The sequence below is a fragment of the Zhenpiania hominis genome, assembly GCF_014333425.1.
GTDB classification, from domain to species: domain Bacteria; phylum Bacillota; class Clostridia; order Peptostreptococcales; family Anaerovoracaceae; genus Hominibacterium; species Hominibacterium hominis.
In genome coordinates, this window is the sequence record NZ_JACRYT010000059.1 from 1 (window position 1) to 1,326 (window position 1,326).

Here is a 1,326-nt window from a genome sequence, read left to right on the forward strand (position 1 = left end):
CACAAAAACTCACGAAAGGAACTGGTCTCTTATGGAAACAATTATACAACAAATCGCAAAAAAACTCATCAACAAAATATTGGAGAAAGCATATTCCGGAGGGATTTCTGATATCGATGCCCTGTCAAGCGCAGTCCTGGGTGACTGCAAAGAAGCTGCCGTGGAGATGATCGAGGAGATCACGGTTCAGTTGAACAGGCAGATCCGTAATGACAAGAGACGGAGAAAAGAGGAAGGCCTTGTCCTCAAGGAAAAGGAACGAGGTCGAAGTCTGCTGACAGAACTCGGGCGACTTGCTATCTCAAGGGATTACTATTATGACAAAAAGAATGATGAGTATGTCTACTTGCTGGACCATGTAATAGGTTTGCGAGAATATGAGCGAGTATCAGACGGGGTGAGTGCAAAGCTTGTAAGCCTTGCAACAGAAGTGTCGTACGCAAAAAGCGCTCAAATCGTAGCAGGAGGAGAAGTGAGTAGACAGAGCGTGAGAAACAGCATCCTACGTCTGGGAGGGATAGAAAAGGAGGCGGAGGTCGGAAAGCCGAAACGTAGAGTAAAGGAACTGCACATATTCGCCGATGAAGACCATGTACACATGCAGAAAGAAGGGAAGGAAAAAGGTAAGAAAAGCAAGATGGTGCCGCTAATTACGGTAACAGAGGGAGTAGAGGAAGAGAGCAAGGGAAGAAATCGGACGAAGGAAGCGGTGCATTTTGTAGATGAGAAATTTAGCACAAAGGAACTGTGGAAAAGCGTAGAGGGCTACATAGGGGCAAGCTATGAGCTGGATATAGTGGAGAATATATATGTGCACGGAGATGGAGGACAATGGATAAAGAATGGACTTGAGAATTTCTCGAATGTGAAAAGGCTGATGGATGGATTCCATCTGGAGAAGAGGCTGAAAGAAGCAGCCAGCCGCTTTCCAAACAGGAAGCTGAGGAGGCGGATCAAAGAAGCGATAGAAGAGGATGACAGGAAGAAGCTGGACAGGATCATACAGAGTCTCTGCGAAGCGAGCGAAGATGGGAAGGATAAGGAGTTCGTATCGGAACTGGGGAAATACCTGTTTGGAAATTATGAAGCAATAAGGAACAGGATGATATATGGAGAAGTTGGAAGCTGCACAGAGGGGCAGGTAAGCCATATACTTTCGGAGAGATTCAGCAGGGACCCGCTTGGATGGAGCGAAGAAGGGCTGGGGAAACTGACGAAGCAGAGGATATACATAAAGAACCGAGGAAAGATAGAAGCGAGGGATTTCAAGGACAAAGACAGAGGAAAAGGCAGCTATGGTGAATATGCAGAACGGATCATAGAGGA

1 protein-coding gene is annotated in these 1,326 nt (G+C 46.4%); it reads left to right on the forward strand.

Features of this window, described 5'->3' with window-relative positions; genetic code table 11:
* Positions 1-31: 31 nt before the first annotated feature.
* Positions 32-1,326: ISLre2 family transposase (locus H9L42_RS16700; protein ID WP_187304525.1), on the forward strand; the 1,295-nt coding region annotated here is incomplete at its 3' end.